This window comes from Blautia sp. AF26-2, assembly GCF_003460955.1.
Classification (GTDB): domain Bacteria; phylum Bacillota; class Clostridia; order Lachnospirales; family Lachnospiraceae; genus Fusicatenibacter; species Fusicatenibacter saccharivorans.
The window spans coordinates 143,462-161,609 of the sequence record NZ_QTWD01000009.1 but is presented as its reverse complement, the minus strand read 5'-3'; the positions used below and the strand labels follow the sequence as shown (position 1 = coordinate 161,609).

The 18,148-nt window shown below is 50.1% G+C and carries 12 protein-coding genes and 1 pseudogene; 2 read left to right on the top strand and 11 right to left on the bottom strand.

Features of this window, described 5'->3' with window-relative positions; genetic code table 11:
- Positions 1 to 84: 84 nt before the first annotated feature.
- Both DWY63_RS13065 and ispG read right to left on the bottom strand, forming a co-directional pair.
- On the bottom strand, positions 85 to 4,674 hold the full coding sequence (locus tag DWY63_RS13065; RefSeq protein ID WP_117802384.1) for a PolC-type DNA polymerase III: 4,590 nt from the start codon (positions 4,672 to 4,674) through the stop codon (positions 85 to 87).
- Positions 4,675 to 4,694: 20 nt separating this feature from the next.
- A complete protein-coding gene (gene ispG, locus DWY63_RS13060) occupies positions 4,695 to 5,750 on the bottom strand; it encodes a flavodoxin-dependent (E)-4-hydroxy-3-methylbut-2-enyl-diphosphate synthase (RefSeq protein WP_117509872.1) in 1,056 nt (351 codons plus the stop codon).
- A gap of 168 nt (positions 5,751 to 5,918) precedes the next feature.
- Between ispG and DWY63_RS13055 the strand changes: the two genes are divergently transcribed.
- Complete coding sequence (locus DWY63_RS13055; RefSeq protein WP_117802383.1) at positions 5,919 to 6,506, top strand: AAA family ATPase; 588 nt, start codon at positions 5,919 to 5,921, stop codon at positions 6,504 to 6,506.
- Positions 6,507 to 6,587: 81 nt separating this feature from the next.
- Here the strand turns inward: DWY63_RS13055 and DWY63_RS13050 are convergent, their stop codons facing one another.
- From DWY63_RS13050 to DWY63_RS13005, 9 genes and pseudogenes are all read right to left on the bottom strand, one after another.
- Positions 6,588 to 6,941, bottom strand: a complete 354-nt coding sequence (locus tag DWY63_RS13050) for a hypothetical protein (protein WP_117802382.1) — start codon at positions 6,939 to 6,941, stop codon at positions 6,588 to 6,590.
- 3 nt (positions 6,942 to 6,944) lie between these two features.
- The gene (locus DWY63_RS13045; RefSeq protein WP_117802381.1) at positions 6,945 to 7,946 is read right to left on the bottom strand and encodes an ABC transporter ATP-binding protein; all 1,002 of its coding nucleotides are present in this window, start codon (positions 7,944 to 7,946) and stop codon (positions 6,945 to 6,947) included.
- Positions 7,946 to 8,977 (bottom strand): ABC transporter ATP-binding protein, encoded by a 1,032-nt coding sequence (locus DWY63_RS13040; protein ID WP_117802380.1) that lies wholly within the window; start codon positions 8,975 to 8,977, stop codon positions 7,946 to 7,948. Before DWY63_RS13040 ends, DWY63_RS13045 begins: the two co-directional genes overlap by 1 nt.
- Before the next feature lie 18 nt (positions 8,978 to 8,995).
- A complete protein-coding gene (locus DWY63_RS13035) occupies positions 8,996 to 9,913 on the bottom strand; it encodes an ABC transporter permease (protein ID WP_022462668.1) in 918 nt (305 codons plus the stop codon).
- A gap of 10 nt (positions 9,914 to 9,923) precedes the next feature.
- Complete coding sequence (locus DWY63_RS13030; RefSeq protein WP_022462669.1) at positions 9,924 to 10,880, bottom strand: ABC transporter permease; 957 nt, start codon at positions 10,878 to 10,880, stop codon at positions 9,924 to 9,926.
- Positions 10,881 to 10,995: 115 nt separating this feature from the next.
- Entirely contained in the window at positions 10,996 to 12,747 is a 1,752-nt protein-coding gene (locus DWY63_RS13025; protein WP_117802379.1) for a peptide ABC transporter substrate-binding protein, read from the bottom strand.
- A 316-nt stretch (positions 12,748 to 13,063) separates the two neighbouring features.
- The gene (locus DWY63_RS13015; protein WP_022462671.1) at positions 13,064 to 13,855 is read right to left on the bottom strand and encodes a shikimate kinase; all 792 of its coding nucleotides are present in this window, start codon (positions 13,853 to 13,855) and stop codon (positions 13,064 to 13,066) included.
- Positions 13,856 to 14,123: 268 nt separating this feature from the next.
- On the bottom strand, positions 14,124 to 16,187 hold the full coding sequence (locus tag DWY63_RS13010) for a diguanylate cyclase (protein WP_330415486.1): 2,064 nt from the start codon (positions 16,185 to 16,187) through the stop codon (positions 14,124 to 14,126).
- A 191-nt stretch (positions 16,188 to 16,378) separates the two neighbouring features.
- Positions 16,379 to 16,615 (bottom strand): annotated as a pseudogene (locus DWY63_RS13005) (TIM-barrel domain-containing protein); the annotation flags it as partial.
- 256 nt (positions 16,616 to 16,871) lie between these two features.
- Here DWY63_RS13005 and DWY63_RS13000 point away from each other — a divergent pair.
- On the top strand, positions 16,872 to 18,086 hold the full coding sequence (locus DWY63_RS13000) for a GNAT family N-acetyltransferase (RefSeq protein ID WP_022462381.1): 1,215 nt from the start codon (positions 16,872 to 16,874) through the stop codon (positions 18,084 to 18,086).
- Positions 18,087 to 18,148 lie beyond the last annotated feature (62 nt).

Sequence of the window (18,148 nt, the reverse complement as noted above, 5' to 3'; positions counted from 1 at the left end):
TATCTAAATCGTTTTCGTTCTTTTCCACAACGTCTGATTATACCCCAAGACGCACGGGATTGCAACGGAAAGGGGACGCTCCTTTTAATAGTCGAACAGCGAAAACTGGTTGCTTTCGGGCAGATCTCCGAAGACACCGAGGTCCGCCATAAAGTCGATAATCGTCTTGCTGACCTTGGTGCGGTCGCGGAAATCATCTTTCGAGAGGAATTTTCCGTTTCGTGCCGCAAGGACAACGGCGTCGGCCGCCTTGTCGCCCAGACCCTCGATCGAGTCGAGCGCCGGCATCAGATGTTTGTCATCGTAGACCTGGAAGCGGTGCGCCTGTGCCTTATAGAGGTCCACCGGCACGAAATCGAAGCCGCGGGCGTACATTTCCTGGACAATCTTCATATCCTTGACGGTTGCCTGCTCCTTCTGAGTCAGCGTGTCTTTCCGTTTTTCGTAATCTTTCATATAATATTCCAGCCGGTCGCGTCCCATGCACATGAGCTCGTAGGAAAATGCGGACGCACGAATGGAGAAGTACGCCGCATAGTACGCCAGCGGATAGAAAATTTTATAGTAAGCGATGCGGTACGCCATCATGACGTACGCCGCCGCGTGGGCTTTCGGGAACATGTACTTGATCTTTTTACATGACCAGATGTACCAGTCCGGCACGTCATGTGCCTTCATCTCCTCTTCCCACTCCGGTTTTAAGCCCTTTCCTTTTCGCACACTCTCCATGATCGTAAAGGAAAGCTCACTTTCGAGTCCCTTGTCGATCAGGTAGATCATGATATCGTCCCGGGTACAGATGGCGGTGGAAATCGTCGCCTTGCCCTCCTCGATCAATGTCTGCGCATTGCCGAGCCATACGTCGGTTCCGTGCGACAGACCAGAGATACGGATCAGGTCAGAGAACGACTGCGGCTTCGTGTCCAGAAGCATCTGGATAACGAAATCGGTACCGAACTCCGGCACGCCAAGACATCCAAGCGGGCAGCCGCCGATGTCCTCCGGCTTGATGCCGAGCGCCTCGGTGCTCTTGAACAGCGACATGACCTCCGGGTTATCGAGCGGAATCGTCTGCGCATCAAGGTGCGTGATATCCTCGAGCATACGGATCATGGTCGGATCATCGTGTCCGAGAATGTCGAGCTTTAAGAGGTTGGCATCAATGGAGTGGTAATCGAAATGGGTCGTAATGATGTCGGTTGTCATATCGTTCGCCGGATGCTGCACCGGGGTGAAGGAGTTGATATCCTCACCGAACGGCAGAACGATGATACCGCCCGGGTGCTGGCCGGTGGTACGGCGGATGCCGGTGCATCCTTCCACGATACGGTCGATCTCGCAGTTCCGTTTGTGCTGGCCGCGCTCTTCGTAATAGTTCTTCACGTAACCGAACGCTGTTTTATCCGCCAGCGTACCGATGGTTCCCGCACGGAACGTCTGACCGGCGCCGAAAATAACCTCTGTGTATTTGTGCGCCTTACTCTGGTAATCACCGGAGAAGTTCAGGTCGATATCCGGCTCTTTATTTCCCTTGAATCCAAGGAACGTCTCGAACGGGATATCAAATCCCGCTTTTTTCAGCGGCTTGCCGCAGTTCGGGCAGACGGCGTCCGGCATATCGCATCCGGCGCGGCCGACGTACTCTTTGACGCGCAGCGAATCGAACTCGCTGTAATGGCACGATTCACAGTAGTAATGCGGGCTCAACGGGTTTACCTCCGTGATTCCCGCCATCGTCGCAACGAACGAGGAACCGACGGAACCACGCGATCCTACGAGGTAGCCGTCCTCGTTCGACTTCCACACCAGTTTCTGTGCGATGATGTACATAACGGCGTATCCGTTGGAAATAATGGAGTTCAGCTCTCGCTCGAGGCGCGCGGAAACGATCTCCGGCAGCTCCTCGCCGTAGATTTCATGCGCGCGGTCGTAGCAGATTCTACGCAGTGTCTTGTCGGAATCTTCGATGACCGGCGGGAATTTTCCGGCACGGATCGGGGAGATTTTCTCGACAAGGTCGGAGATTTTGCGCGGATTGGTGATGACGACCTCCTCCGCTTTCTCACTTCCGAGATATGAAAACTCTTCAAGCATCTCCTCGGTGGTGCGCAGGAACAGCGGTGCCTGCTCATCCGCGTCATCAAAACCTTTTCCGGTCATGATGATGCGGCGGTAGATCTCGTCCTGCGGATCCATGAAGTGGACGTCGCACGTTGCCACAACAGGCTTATGGAACTGCTCGCCGAGTTTAACAATGCGCCTGTTGATCTCCTTTAAATCCTCCTCGCTCTCTACGGCAGAAACGTCCTCTTTTTTGATCATGAACGCGTTGTTGCCGATCGGCTGGATTTCCAGATAATCGTAGAAGTCCACGAGACGCGCAATCGCCGCATCCGGTTCACCGCGCAGGATTGCCTGGTAAAGTTCGCCCGCCTCGCAGGCAGATCCGATCATCAGACCGTCCTGGTATTTCAGGTAGACGCTCTTTGGCAGCTTCGGCCGGCGGTTGTAGTATTTCAGGTGGGATTCCGACACGAGGCGGTACAGATTGACACGTCCCGTCTCGTTCTTTGCCAGAATGATCGCATGGTACGATGGAAGCTTGCGCACAGCCTCCTCCGATACTTTTCCCTGCGCATTCAGGTCATCCAGAGTCAGAATATTGCGCTCCTCCAGCATTTTTACGAATTTCACGAAAATTTCCGCCGTACAGCCGGCATCGTCCACCGCACGGTGATGGTTTTCCAACGATACGCCGACCGCCTTCGCAACGGTATCCAGCTTGAAACGGTTCAGGCCCGGCAGCAGGAAACGCGCCATGGCGACGGTGTCCGCCGTTGTAAATTCCCGCTCGATCCCCTGCAGGACGCAGTTGTGCTCGATAAAGCTCATATCAAACGAAGCATTGTGGGCAACCATAACGGCTCCCTCACTGAACTCCAGGAATTTCGGCAGCACCGTTTCGATGTCCGGCGCGTCAAGAACCATGTTGTCGTTGATGCCGGTCAGGTTCTCAATCCGGAACGGGATCGGGACTTTCGGGTTAACGAAAGTGGAAAACTTATCGACAATTGCTCCGTTTTCCACACGGACGGCGCCGATCTCGATGATTTTGTTGACAACCGGGGAAAATCCCGTCGTCTCGATATCAAACACAACGTAGCTTCCGTGGATGTCCTGTCCTTTGCTGTTGACAACGATATCTTTCAAGTCGTCGACGAGATAAGCCTCCATGCCGTAGATGACCTTGAACGGAGCCGAAACTTTTTTCAGCTCATCTTTTGTCGCATCCGGGTGCTCTGCCTGGTATTTTTTCCGGTAAGCGCCGTCGATCGCCTCGATTGCATGGTTTGCCTCCGGGAAGGACTGCACCACGCCGTGGTCAGTGATCGCGATCGCCGGATGGCCCCACTCGTAGGCACGCTGTACCAGACGGGCAGCATCGGTGACACCGTCCATATCGCTCATCTTTGTATGACAGTGCAGCTCCACACGCTTCACCGGACTCGTATCCTGACGGCCGGTACGGAAATCGGTGATCTTCTTGATGCCCCAGACAGACATAACCGTCAGATCGTGGTCAAATGCATCAACCGTCGTTTTTCCTTTTACTTTAATGAACGCGCCTTTTTTGATCGCATCCTTTAATTCCGGCACTTCCGCGTTCTGGACGAAAATCTTGACGCCGATGGTATCCGTAAAGTCGGTGATCGTGAACATGAAAATCGTACGCTCATTCCGGATCTCGCGCATATCCACACTCTGGACTCTTCCTCGGATGACAACATCACCGATCTCATCGCCGATTTTCAGAATCTCCACGCTCTCATCCTCGAAATCTCTTCCGTACAGCACATCCGGATTGGAGGATTTGCGCGGCTGATTGTCCGCATTCCGGCTGAAACTGCCCTTGCCTTTCTTGAAGGAACCGCGTCCGCCGCCGGAAAAACCTTTTCCCCTTCCGCCGTCTGCTGCTTTTTCTTTTTTCGCCTCGCCGCCCTTGGCTGCTGCGGCTGCTTTTGGCTGTTCGCCTGCTGCTTCCGCCTGCTCTTCCATCCGGTTCTGCTCTTTTTCGCCGAGCATCTCACCGTAATGGGTATGCGCCAGAACGTGGCGCACTTCCTCCCGGATGCGGAGCTCGGAATTTCTCATGGCGCGGCTCTCGCCCTCCGGCTTTCTCATCTCGGTTTCCACGATCAGGTCGAAGCCGCACCGCTCACAGAAGATTTTCTCGAGAATGTGGACCAGCTCCTCCTCGCGCTCCTTTGCCACAACGGAATCCACGAGCACCAGGTGCATTTTGTTCGTCTCCGGGAAGGTAATCTCGGCAGTCGAAAACAGATGATTCAGAAAGACACTGTGGTTTTTCAGCTCGAGCAGGATACTCGGACGGTACACCTCCAGAAAGTTTTCCGGCGTATACTGGCGCGACAGATAGAACCGCTCAATAATCTTCACGCGCAGCGGCACGTTGGAAAAGAGCTGCTCCTCGATCTGGCGCTCCAGCTGATAAATATATTTTTTGTGAATCCACTGATGGCTGACCACATAGATCCGCAGCAGATCTTTTTTCTTATTGATCGATACCCGCGAAACCTCCACGGTATCGAGAAGCTCTGCCATGCCCCCTTCGATTCTCAAATCCGGAAATACTTCCTGAAACTGTTTTTCCATTCCTATTCCTGCTTTCTTTTTTACTTGCCCCAGTGATCCAGCTCGTCCTTTAAGACGGACAGCAGCTCGCTCTCCGGTACTTTTTTCACGATTTCACCTTTTTTAATTAAAATGCCGACGCCTTTTCCGCCTGCAACACCAAGATCCGCCTCTTTTGCCTCGCCCGGTCCGTTGACCACGCAGCCCATGACGGCAACCTTGATATCAAGATCGTAGCCCTGCACCAGTGTTTCCACCTGGTTTGCCAGTCCGATCAGGTCAATCTGGGTCCGTCCGCAGGTCGGACACGATACGACCTCAATGCCGCCTTTTCGAAGTCCCAGGGTCTTTAAGATCCGTTTTGCGGATTTGATTTCCTCGAGCGGATCGCCGGTCAGGGAAACACGGATCGTATCTCCGATGCCCTGATATAAAATAATACCGAGCCCCACTGCCGATTTGATGTTGCCGGAATACAGCGTTCCTGCCTCCGTAATGCCGACATGAAGCGGATGATCCGTCTGGTTCGTGATCAGCTCATGCGCTTTTGCACACATCATCACATCAGACGATTTGATACTGATGACGAGATTGTCATAGCCCATCTCCTCAATGATCCGCACTTTGTCGAGCGCGCTCTCCACCAGGCCCTCTGCCGTTACGCCGTTGTATTTTTCCACCAGCTCTTTTTCGAGTGAACCGCTGTTGACGCCGACGCGGATCGGAATCTGGCGTTCTTTTGCTGCATCTACAACCGCCTGGATCCGGTCGCGGCTGCCGATGTTGCCCGGGTTGATGCGGATTTTATCGGCTCCGTTTTCGATCGCGGCGATCGCCAATCGATAGTCAAAATGAATATCTGCTACAAGCGGAATCGAGATCTGCTTTTTGATCTCGGACAGCGCCCTGGCTGCCTCCATGGTCGGGACGGCGCATCGGATAATGTCACATCCGGCTTCCGTGAGCGCCTGGATCTGCTTTACGGTTGCCTCCACATCTTCTGTTTTGGTATTCGTCATGGACTGGATCAGAATCGGATTTCCGCCTCCGATGACCCGGTCGCCGATTTTCACAACTCGTGTATTTGCTCTGCTCATTGTCTTTCCTCCATTTATTTTCTCCGTGATGGCATAAAAATCTTATTTTATTATAAGACAATTTTTTCTCTGGCACAACCGTCTTTTCTCTTGCAATTTTTTCCCAAATTTTCTATAATGCTAGGAGTGATTTTTTTTGATTCAACTGGAAAGGAAGACATACAAACGATGAAAAAGATGATCCTCGTAACCTCGCCGCCGGCGTGCGGAAAGACATACATTTCAAAACAGCTCGCCAAGGAGCTGAAACACGTTGTTTATCTCGACAAGGACACGGTCATTCCGCTGTCGAACCGCGTTTTCAAAGCGGGCGGACAGGAAATCAACCGCAGTTCTGATTTCTTCGAGGAGAATATCCGCGATTATGAATATGAAGTAACGGTCAATTTCGGACTGGAAGCACTCGAGTATGACGATATTGTGCTGATCAACGCACCATTCACACGCGAAGTGCATGATGAGAAGTTCCTGAAAAACTTCTCCAAAAAGCTCGCTGACCATGGGGCAAAGCTTGTTGTGATCTGGGTTGTCACAAAACCGGAGATCTGCCACCAGCGCATGATCGACCGCAACTCCGTGCGCGATACGTGGAAGCTGGAGCACTGGGATGAATATGTGAAAACGATCGACTACTCCATCCCGGAAGCACTGAAGAAAATGAGCAGCTGCCTCGATCTGATGCTGTTCTACAATTCTTCGGATGAAGAATATCAGAAATCCATGGAGATGGTTATCTCCCGTCTCGAAGACGAATAACGACTAAACGAAAAAAGAGAATTTTGCCGGACCTCATTTTTACAGTCTGCAAAATTCTCTTTTTATTTATAGAAACTATTTTCACATCCGATACAAAAGATAATCCGCCGCTGCCGCCCACAGCACCCAGGAAACGCAGAAAACTGCGAACACACTCTTATATCCGAGTACGGCAAAGTGGACGCGCCATTTTTCCTTCTGCGTGAATTTCTCCGGGTTTTTGCCTTTTACCATCAGCATTCCGGCGATCACGAACATGCCGAGGGCCGCGATCAGCAGCAAGCCGTCTTTCGCCGCCTCAAGGGCAGCGCGGAACGTGAATCCCCCAAAGAGGAATCCTCCCAGCAGCAGCACAGCTGCCGCAGCGCCGCCGGAGAGCAGGCCGATTGTAAATGCTCTGCCGAGATCACAGCAGATGTTCTTTATCTTTTCCATGTTTTACAATTCCTTATTTTCTTCTAACGCATCACAGAAATGACATGCCACAAAGTGATTGTTGCCCACGTCTTTTAATTCCGGCATCTGCTGTCGGCAGATGTCTTTTGCGTACTTGCATCTTCCCTGGAATTTGCAGCCCGGCTTCGTGTTGATCGGGCTCGGCACCTCGCCTTCGAGGCGGATTTTTTTGCGGTCGCGCTCTGCCTCTACTTTCGGGTCCGGAATCGGAATCGCGGAGAGCAGTGCCTGTGTGTACGGGTGGCGCGGGTTGGCGTACAGCTCCTCGGATGTCGTCAGCTCGACGAGCGTTCCCAGATACAGAACCGCCACACGGTCGGAAATATGTTTGACCATCGACAGATCATGGGCAACGAAAAGATAGGTCAGTCCCATCTTTTTCTGCAGATCCACAAGAAGATTGACGATCTGTGCCTGGATCGAAACATCGAGTGCGGAGATCGGCTCATCGAGAACGATGAACTCCGGCTGCACGGCAAGCGCACGCGCAATACCGATTCGCTGGCGCTGTCCGCCGGAAAACTCGTGCACAAAACGGTTCGCATGCTCGCGGTTCAGTCCGACCAGTTCCAGATATTTGTAGATCATCTCCTGGCACTCTTTTTTATTCTTCGCCAGATGATGGATATCGATTCCCTCGCCGATGATATCGGCAACTGTCATACGCGGGTCAAGCGATCCATACGGATCCTGAAAGACCATCTGTACCTGTTTTTTGAAGGCAAACCGCTCTTTTCCGTTTAACGCATGGACATCGGTTCCCTTGTAGAGCACCTGTCCGTCGGTCTTGTCATACAGGCCGATGCAGGTACGGCCGCACGTTGTCTTTCCACATCCGGACTCGCCAACCATTCCAAGTGTCTCACCCTTGTAAATTTCGAAGGAGACATCATCCACGGCCTTTAAGGTCGCATGGTTTCCGACCTGAAAATATTTTTTCAGATGGGAAACGGAAAAAAGCACTTCTTTTTCGTTATTTTCCATTACAATTCTCCTCCTTCCAGATTTGGCATTTCTACTTTTGGTGCCATCGGGTGATGGAGCCAGCAGGCAGCTTTATGCTCGCCGCCGAATTCCGTTGCCTCCGGCATCTCTTCCTTACAGATCGGCATACAATAGCTGCACCGCGTGCAGAACGGACATCCGACCGGCGGGTTTAAAAGATCCGGCGGAGTTCCCGGAATTGTCGCGAGTTCCTGCTTGTTTTTCAAATCCAGACGCGGTACGGAACGGATCAACGCCCAGGTATACGGGTGACGCGGACGATAGAAAATATCCTCACACGTTCCGCTTTCCACGATAATACCGGAATACATGACAGCAATCTTCTGTGCGATATTCGCCACAACACCAAGATCATGTGTGATCATGATAACGGACGTCTGGTCTTTCTTCTGCAGATTCTTGATAATATCGAGAATCTGTCCCTGAATTGTCACATCGAGTGCGGTCGTCGGCTCGTCACAGATCAGAATTTTCGGATCACAGGCAAATGCAATCGCGATCATAACACGCTGACGCATACCGCCGGAAAATTCGTGCGGATACTGTCTGACACGTTTTTCCGGCTCCGGGATGCCGACCATGCGCAGCATCTCGACAGCCTCCTTTGCCGCTTCCTGTTTTGTCATGTTTTTATGGCCCATCAGATTTTCCATAATCTGTTTTCCGACACGCATCGTCGGATTTAAGGAAGCCAGCGCATCCTGGAAAATGATTGCACACTCGCCGCCTTTGTAATGCTGCCACTGTTTTTTGTTGTATTTCAGAATATTCTCTCCATGATAGAGAATTTCACTGTTCTCTTTAATCTCACCCTGCGGGGCCTTGATGAGGCCCATGATGGATTTCGCCGTTACAGATTTTCCGCAGCCGGATTCGCCCACAATTGCGAGCGCCTGACCTTTCTCGAGAGAAAACTGTACACCGCGGACTGCCTTTACTTCACCGGCATAGGTGTGATAAGAGACTCTTAAGTTTTTTACTTCCAGAATCGGATTGTTTTGTTCGTTCATATCGTTATCTCCCACTTATTACTGGCGAAGTCTCGGATCCAGGGCATCGCGCAGGCCGTCTCCCAGAAGGTTGAATGCCATAACGATGATACAGAGCACGAGACATGGGAACAGAAGCTGTGACGGATAGAAATCCATGTTCTGCTGTCCCATCGAAATCAGGACACCAAGGCTGATCGATGGTGCCTTGAGGCCGATGCCGAGGAAGCTAAGACCTGCCTCCGTAAAAATAAACATCGGGATTGCCGTCGCCGTATCCAGAATCAGGATACCCAGCATATTCGGTACATAGTGTTTTAAGATGATGCGGAGCGGTTTTGCACCGAGCACCTCCGCCGCGTAAACGTATTCCGTCTCACGGAGCTGTTTGATCATACCGCGCACCTGACGTGCCGTGTTACACCATGCGGTGACACTAAGCGCGACCAGAAGTGCAAACAGGTTATTTCCAAGAATCATCATGATCAGAATCGTAAGAAGCAGAGACGGAATCGAGTTGATAACCTCGATGATCCGCATCAGAACCTCATCGACCCAGCCGCCGAAATGTGCCATCAGCGCGCCATATACCGTTCCGATGATGAGTTTGATTGCCGTTGCAACGATCGCGATGATCAGTGATGCCCGCGCGCCGACCCAGACTCTTGAGAAGAGGTCACGTCCCAGGTTGTCGGTTCCAAACCAGTATTTTGACGATACGCCCTGGTTTTTCTCGGCGATATTCATGGATACATAATCATATCCTTTGATATGCGGTCCGATGATGACCATGACAAGCAGAATGCCGAGCACAACAAGAGATCCCATTGCGATCGGATTTTTGCGGAGCCGTCTCCAGGCGTCCTGCCAGTAGGAAATGGTCGGGCGGTCAATCCGGTTCGCATCTTCCTCGGTGTATCCTATTACTTTAAATTTTTCCGGTGTTAATGCTGCCATAATATCCTCCTTATCTGCTCTTTCCTGTCAGACTGATTCTCGGGTCAACGACCACGTACAGCAGGTCCGTGATAAAGAGAACACCGATGTAAAGTGCTGCGATAATAACCGTCTCTCCCATGATAATGGAAAGATCCTGGTTATTGACCGCCGTCACATAATACTGTCCGATTCCCGGGATGGAAAAGATGCTCTCGATGAAGAAGGAGCCTGTGATACACATGGCAACCGACATCGGAAGCTGTGTGATAACCGGGATAAACGAGTTCCGAAGGATATGGCGGCGGATAATCTGTCCGCGGCTTAAGCCCTTCGATTCAGCAGTCAGCACGTAATCCTGATTGATCACATCGAGCATCGAGGTTTTCAGCAGACGCGCATACGTTGCAATATAAGAAAAGCATCCTGTCAGGGTCGGAAGAATCGTGTATTCCCATCCTCCGAACCACAGATCCTTTCCCGCAGGCCAGCCGATCGTCGGCAGAACCTTCAGGTTACCTGCGAAAATTTTCTGAAGCATCAGACCAAAGATCAGGTTCGGAATGGAAATCAAGAGGACCGACAGGGCGATCACCATATAGTCCCAGAAGCTTCCCCTCCTCATTGCCGCAAGAATTCCAAGCAGCAGACCGATCGTGATACCGACCAGCACCTGCTGGATACCAAGGCGGGCGGATACCGGAAGACGGTCATGAATCAGCTTCTGTACCGTCTGTCCCGCATAGACAACAGATTCCCCGAACTCTCCCTTGCAGATTCCCTTCATTGTGATCACATAGCGCTCCATCATCGGCTTGTCGAGGCCGTAGCGCTTATAGAGGTTTTCCTTTACGGTCGGCGAGAGCTTGCTCGCACGCTCCGTCAGCGGATCTCCCGGAACCGCTTCCAGAAGGAAAAACGTGGCCGTTGCAATCAGAAACAGTGTGATCAGCATTTCTGCAAAACGGCGCAGTAAATATTTTGGCATAAAAATCCTCTCCCTGTCCGGTCTTTTCCGACCGGAATTTTTATTATGATAGCGAAAGAAGAGCCTATTGTTTCATAAGCCCTTCTTCCCTCATTTCTTCTGTTTTGCTGCTTTTTTATTTCTGTACAGATGCTCTGTAAAGCTCCTGGCTTGCGCCGAAGGAGGATGTGTAGAAATCTTTTACCCAGTTCTGATAATAGTAATGTTTATCAGAGTAGTACAGCGGTGCAACACCACAATCCTGTGCAACCAGCAGATCTTCCAGCTTCTGGTAAATCTCAAGGCGTTTTGCGTTGTCGTTCTCTCCGGTCAGAGAATCGATCAGGCTGTCGTACTCGCTGTTGCTATAGAGGCCGTAGGAATCATAAACGCCTGTCTTCATGACGTTCAGGAAATCCAGCGGATCGTTGTAATCGCTGAACCATCCGCCTACAAAGATATCGTAGTTCTTGTTATCGCGCTCGTTTGCAAACATCTGGTAATCGCCAACGGTGTTCAGCTCTACCTTTACGCCCAGATTCTGGGAAATGGACTGCTGCAGGTACTCTCTCTCGAGCTGATTCTCGGTAGCAGAACCCTGGGACAGCAGTGTAATGGTGATGTCTTCCGGTTTGTCGGTGATACCAAGCTCATCAAGGCCTTTCTGGAACAGTGCTTTTAACTTGTCTGCATCTCCTGCATACTGCTCATATTCCTCTTTCATGGTCTCCGACGCCTGCTTGCGGTAGGAAGTTCCGTCGAGCGTGATCGCCGGGGAAACGAAGCCGTAAGCTGCGGTGTATCTTCCGTAAACAGCTGATACCATCTCCTCACGGTTGATGGAGTAGGAAATTGCCTTGCGGATGTTTACGTTTTTCATCAGACCGGATTTTCCGCCCTCAGACTGCTCGTAGCACAGAACCATAGTTCCCGGGTACTCGGTGGTCATGGTCTGCATATTGCCTGCTTCTACTTCTTTGTCATATTTTGCAATGTAATCGCCTGCTGCATCGAAAACGTCCAGCTGTCCGTTATCGAACATGGTTGCTGCTGTTGCGTTCTCTGCTACACAGTACCAGTTTACCTGATTCAGTTTTACGTTGTCCTTATCCCAGTACTGGTCATTCTTCACCCATGTCATGGAGTTATCTTCTACCAGGTTTGTCATGGCAAACGGTCCGTTGTAGACACATTTTGTCCAGTCTTTTCCCCACTGGTCTCCGGCTGCCTCTGCGACATCCTGACGGGTCGGGTAAAGCGGAGTTGCTACCAGCTTGGACTGGAAGGTCGGATCCGCTACCTTTAAGGTAACCTCGAAGGTGTAATCGTCAACTGCTTTGATTCCGATCTCATCGGCAGAACCCTGTCCGTTATAATACTCCTCTGCTCCTACTACGTTGAACAGGAAGAAAGAATAGGAATATCCGTATTCCGGATTTAACAGACGTTTCCAGCCGTACTCATAATCTGCTGCGGTAACCGGCTGTCCGTCGGACCATTTTGCATCCTTTCTCAGATGGAAGGTATAAACCAGTCCGTCATCGGATACGTCCATGGATTCTGCACCGGCATACTCGAAACGGTCTCCGTTTTCATCTGCCACGTCACGCATCAGTCCTTCGTAGCACTCCGCCATCATCCAGCGCCATCCCATATCCTGCACATCGAAATTGTTTCCAAAGGATACCGCGCGAAGATTGATCTGTCCGTCCACTTCACCTGCAGTCTCCGGTGCTGCTGAATCCGCTGCTCCAGTACTGGTTGATGCCGCTGTAGCATTGTCAGCAGTTGCTACCTGTGCCTCTCCGCTGCTTCCGCATCCGGCCAGAAGACCGGCTGCCATGCATCCTGCCAAAAGCAGAGAAACGACTTTGTTTCTTTTTCTCATTGGTGTTCCTCCTTTGTTTTCCGCAGACCTTCCCCGGCAGATCCGGCTGTGTCTGCACACGGGCCATTGTATTTCATATAATTATCCTGAATTTTTTCTCTTGTTCGGACAATAACACAAAATAATACCTTGTTTTTTCACTTTTTCCATGCGATTTTAGCCCAACTTTTATCAGAATATCGGGAAATATCTGTTTTGTCAATCCTTTTCCCGTAAATTTTGCGTTTTCTGTTTTTTGTGTCACGGTTACGCAAAAAAGAAAGAGACCTCCGTTACACACAGCAGTCTCTTTTCCTTTTTCCCTTGCTTTTCTCTTTTATTCCGCTTTTGCATCCATCTGCCGCAGGCTGTGGATCAGCTCCTCACAGATCTCCAGCTCGCTCTTTCCGTCCGTCTCGATGATAATGTCGGCTGCGGCCTCATATTTCTCACGGCGCTTGCTCATCAGATCTGCAATAAACGGAACGGTTTTGTTGTTCTCAATCAGTGGTCTGTCGTGGCTGTCTTTGACACGGTCTAAAATCGTCTCCGGCTTTGCAGTCAGAAGAACAACGCGGCCGTTCTTTTTCATCTCTACAACGTTGCACTCACGCATCGGAGTTCCGCCGCCGCACGAAATGACAACGTTTGTTCTCGACTGCATTTCAATCAGAAGATTCGTCTCGCAGTCACGGAAATACTGTTCGCCGTAAGTCTCAAAAATATCGGAGATGCTCATACCGGCACGCTCTGCGATGATCTGATCCATCTCGATGATATCCATCGCAAACACGGTTTTGAGATAATCGGAAATGGTGCTCTTTCCGGCTCCCATGAAGCCAATCAGTACAATATTATAATTGAACAGCTTTCTTGCCTGAATCTTTTTACTGTTTCTTGTGATGCTCTCGAAAACATCCGCCACTTCGTTTTTATGGCGTTTTTCCTGCATCCGGCGTTCCAGCCATTCCTTCTGTTTTGCTTCCTGCTCCGGCTGGAGAATCGGCACGTTATTTGCTTCTTTATATACCATAATGTCCTCGACAATACGGTTTCTCATCAGCAGCGCATCCAGAATAATCTCATCGCACTGTCCGAGGCTCTCTCGTAATACTTCCAACTGATTCATGTTTTTATCCTTTCCAGACTTGTGTGTACTTGTTCGCACAGCCCTCTTCCGGTATTTTTGTCGTATTTTTTGACATTTTCTGTTATTATAGCAGTTGTCCTCCGGAATCACAACAAAAATTTGCACAAAGGTGCGAAAAGCCCATGGAATCTTTTCAGAAATCCATGGGTTTTGGTATATTTTTATTTAAGATCGTCTTTCGAATCCGCATGATACCTGTTCTCCCAGGCATCTTCTGTGGATAACTTCTCATCAGAGTTCAGAAAACTCAGCTCTGCCCCCCCCCCGATTTCAGATTCTTTTTCAGCTTTTCAATCTGAATCGAAGTCTGTTTTTCTTCGGATATGGTGTTCAGCTCCTCGCAGATGGCATCTTTGATATCGAGCAGACACTCGAGCATCAGCGGGCTGAAGGTACCGCACTCGCCGTTCAGGATCATCTCGATGGCTTTCTCGTGCGTGTATGCCGATTTGTAGACACGCTCGCTTGTCAGCGCATCGTAAACATCGGCAATCGATACAACCTGGGCTGCAATCGGGATCTCCTCACCTTTTAAGCCGTCCGGGTAACCCTTTCCGTCGTACCGCTCATGATGCCAGCGACAGATCTGGTACGCAATCTGTACCAGCTTCTCGTCCTGATACAGTTCCAGGCTCTTCAGCATGGACGCTCCGATCAGGGTATGTTTCTTCATCTCCTCGAACTCTTCTTTCGTCAGCCTTCCCGGCTTATTTAAAATGTTCTCGTCAATGCCCATCTTTCCGATATCGTGCAGCGCGGATGCCGTTGTGATCATCAGCTGATCGGACCAGCTTAAGTGGTAGCGGTCTGTCTTCTGTACCAGACGCTCGAGGAGCATACTGGTCAGAACGTTGATGTGGTGGACATGAAGTCCGCTCTCGCCATTCCGGAATTCCATGATATGACTCAGGATACTGATCATCATCTGATTGTTTTTCTCTTTTTCGTAAATCTGCTCGGTGACGAGCGTCACGAGACGGCGCTGTTTTGCATATAATTTGATCGTATTGAAGACACGCTGGTAAACAACTTTTGCATCAAACGGACGACTGATATAATCGGATACGCCCTGCTCATACGCACGGCGCACAAATGTGGTGGAATCCTCGCTCGATATCATGATGACCGGAACCTCTTCGATCCAGTGGTTGCGGTTCATGTAGTCAAGCACTCCGAAACCGTCCATGCCCGGCATGACGATATCCAGAAGGATCAGCGCAAGGCCTGTTCCGTATTCTTCCAGCAGACGCAGGCACTCTTCGCCGGTGGAAGCCTCGATGATATCGTATTCATCCTGCAGAATCTCCGAGAGGATGATACGGTTCATCTCGGAATCATCCACGATCAGGATGCGCTGTTTTTCTCTGCGGTTTTCCTGACGGACAACATCGTCCTGACAACCCAGGATCTGGTCTTTCTCGGTGACAACCATGTTTTTCCGTTGTTTTGCAAGATACATCAGCTGGTCGGCACGCATCGCAGCTTCGCCGATCGTCTCATCTCTTGTCAGAACACCTCCTACGCTGACGGAAAGACGCATCTTCGAGTAGCCCGGCACCTGTGCCTCATGGATCTGTGACTGAATCTGTTTTAATTTCTGTACAAAGTTTTCCTCATCCATCTCCGGCAGAACCAGCAGAAATTCGTCTCCTCCTAAGCGGATCAGACGGTCGGTACGTCGGGTGCAGCGCTTGACGGTCTTTACAATGGTGTCAAGCGCCATATCTCCGGCATTGTGGCCGTATGTATCGTTGTATAATTTGAAATCATCGAGATCGATCATGGCTACGCCGCAGCAAAAGCTGGCGTCCCGGATCTGGTCTTCGAAGTAGCGGCGGTTGAATACTCCGGTCAGCGCGTCACGATACAGCTCTTCGCTGTAGCTGTTCAGCTTGCTTACCAGATTCTGGCGTCCTTCGGAGTCCATCAGTGTTTCATCGTCGAGACGGTTGATCATCTCGATCACGCATGGTTCTCCTTCGATCTCCACGTATCTTGCAATGACCTGATACACATTCGACGCAATGCATTCCATTTTTGATTTCTGCGATTTCTCCCGCAGGGCTTTTTCGGAAATACAGTTAAGGCACGGCATCGCTTTGTTCCATACTGCGTAGCATTCACACAGCTTGCCATTCTCTTCATCGATAATAAAATCTCCGATCTCATCCGGACGGAGAACCCGCACATACATGAAAATATTCTTCAGATGTTCCACCAGACGTTCTGCCTGTTTCTGTGTCATCTGAACATCCTTAGAAGGCTCTTTCTTATTTATTTTTTCACATTCCGGCAATTCGGTCTGATTCATCTGTTTCCCTCTCTTCTCCCCGGTACACACAAAACTTCATTACCCCTTTGTGTGCTTCCGCGTTTTGCTACATTTTCCCATTTTAATTACAGTTATACATAATAGTGTAACGATTGTTTCCCGTTTCGTCAAGAAAAAAGTGTACAAAAACCGTCCTGTAATGGAAATTTATTCAAAAAAACCGACCGGTTTTACGCGGTCGGTTTTTTCTTCTTATCATAGAAGACACGGCTGTATAACTGCGGATAGATGTTGCTGCAGGAGAGCGCCGGTCCTTCAATATAGCGGTAATGATCGAAATCGTAAACACCGTAATCCGGCTCGGAGTTATCCAGCCAGAAAGCATTGATGCCGTAATCGTAGTAGTTCTTCTTGCATACGTCCCAGACATATTTTCTTGTCTCCGGATTGAACACGTCGATCTCAACGCAGTCACCCTGGAAATCGTATGTCTACTTTTTCGCGCAGACTATCCCTGTATGTTTTTCATTTTATTAGATTTTTTTGTCTGTTTCTTGAAGTTTTTATCCGATTTCTAACACTATTTTGATCTTTTTACCAAATTTGCGGAATGGGCTTTATTTTTAACTGCACAAATTCCATTTCTTATGATAGAATATTTACGAAAAAATAAAGTATCTGATTCACTATACTTTGATTCACAATAAAATGAGGGAGTAATCCATGATTCAAACGAAAGATTCGAACTTAACCTTCCGCCCGCTGACCATCGACGACGCAGAGCAGTACAATGCACTTCTGCGCTACGCCTTTCAGGTTACAGAGCAGGAGCTTTCCGAAAGCGGATGGAAAGACGATGAAATCAAGCAGTCCAAATTCCCGGTTCTCGTCCGTGCCGATGTGCTCGGCTGTTTCTGCGAGGAGGATCTGGTATCACAGTTCGCGGTTTATCCGCTGGACATGAATATCTACGGTGTCCGCTATCCCGTCGGTTTTGTCACCAGCGTCTGCACCTACCCGGAATACACCGGCCAGGGCATCATGAAAAAGCTGATGATCCGGAGTCTCACGCGCATGCGGGAAAACCACCGTTCCTTTGCGCTTCTCTATCCCTACTCTATTCCGCTCTACCGGAATCTTGGATGGGAAATCATTTCCAATAAGATGACGTACACCATCAAGGACACGCAGGTGCCGCGGAAACTCAAAGCCCCTGGCTATGTGCGCCGCGTGGCATGGGATGACAAGGATTTCAAGGAACTACATACCAAATTTGCTTCGAAGACGCACGGCTGCCTCTACCGCAACAATCTGGCGTGGGAAGAATATTTCCGCTGGGATGAGGATGATACCGTCGTTGCGATCTACTATTCCGCTGATGATGTGCCGTACGGCTACATGGTCTATCTGATCAGCTCCGATATCATGCATATCAAAGAGATGATCTATCTGAACCGCGAAGCGCAGCTGGGACTCTGGGAGTATATTCATGCGCACGATTCCATGATCGATGAGGTCAAAGGAAATAACTACTACAGTGAACCCATCGCGTTCGAGCTTGAGGACAGCGATATCAAAGAAACGATTCGCCCATACTCGATGGGGCGTATCATCGATGTCGTGCAGTTTATGGAACATTACGCCTGCGACCCGGACGAGCCGGATGTGTGTATCCGTTTTGAGATCGAGGATGAGCTGCTTCCGTGGAACAATGACAGCTTCACATTCTTCTTTGAAAAAGGACACTGTGTGCCGACCGACCGCGAGCCGGACCATGTGATGAAAATGACGATCGCATCGCTCACGACACTGCTGCTCGGCTACAAGACGGCTTCCAAGCTGTATGAGATGGCGCGCATCGAAACGACGCCTCAGACTGTGGAATGCCTGGATGACCTGCTCTTCCACCATATTCCATATGTTTCGGACTATATTTAATTTATTTTACGCATTGCAAAAGAGGGACTCCCGTGAAAGGAATCCCTCTTTTTCTATGTAAC